Origin of the sequence: Winogradskyella sp. SM1960 (genome assembly GCF_020179375.1) — a bacterium.
Taxonomy (GTDB): domain Bacteria; phylum Bacteroidota; class Bacteroidia; order Flavobacteriales; family Flavobacteriaceae; genus Winogradskyella; species Winogradskyella marina.
In genome coordinates this window covers 1-902 of the sequence record NZ_JAICBG010000042.1, presented here as the reverse complement: position 1 = coordinate 902, position 902 = coordinate 1, and the positions used below count along the sequence as shown (strand labels likewise).

Genomic DNA, 902 nt, shown 5'->3' with positions numbered 1-902 from the left:
CGGAATTTTCTCTGGTCCGTAAAAGTTTGCTAAATTAGCTACCAAACCACGCAACTAACCATACACGAACACGTTGTGCATAATATGAGAAATGAATTTTCCTGAAATAGGTTGACTAAAAATTAAACCTTTAATTATAGTCACTTATGAAAACACAAAATGAACACTGGCGAAAAAAAACCTACCAAAAAGTAACCTTATAAACCAAATTATTCGTCGTTGACCAAATCTTAAATGGTCAAGTATCCAGAAACTTTGCATCAAAAAAATATGAGGTTCCTAGAACAACTATTTCCTATTGGATTAGAAAATATAGTACCTTAGTACTACAAAATACTGGTATGAGTAAAAACGATGAAATTAAAAAACTCAAAGAAAAGATTGAAGAACTTGAGTTTCAAAAAGACTTCCAACAAGACATTATCGCTGATATGGAACTCATTACAGGAGTCGATATGTCAAAAAAGTCATTGCCCAAAACATTAGCAAAAGAGATAGAGCTAAAGAAAAAACAGCGTATAAAAGAAAATGGCTCTATGGATGTTTTACTCACTTAATTTCTATTGTTTTTATAAGTGTTCGTGCATCCGCTTCGCTCAAGTGGGATTAGTAAACAAGCCTTCTACAAAAGAATCAAAGCGCAACAAAAACAACAAATAGAGCATCAAAAACTAATTAAATTGGTCAAGGACTACCGTAAAATAGTAGGCTCGAAAACCGGTGGAATTAAGCTACACAACGAACTAAAGCAAGACTTTGTAAACGCTGATATTAAGATTGGTAGAGACAAGTACTATCGCTTCCTAAGACTAAATAACCTTTTGATTCCTAGAACTAAAAATTACATCACAACTACAAACTCAAACCATATGTACAAAAAATATAAGAACCTTGTAAAAGAC

At 32.6% G+C, this 902-nt stretch carries 1 protein-coding gene; it reads left to right on the top strand.

Features of this window, described 5'->3' with window-relative positions:
- Positions 1-341: 341 nt before the first annotated feature.
- Entirely contained in the window at positions 342-557 is a 216-nt protein-coding gene (locus K1X16_RS17885) for a hypothetical protein (protein ID WP_225037432.1), read from the top strand.
- The last annotated feature ends 345 nt before the right edge of the window (positions 558-902 follow it).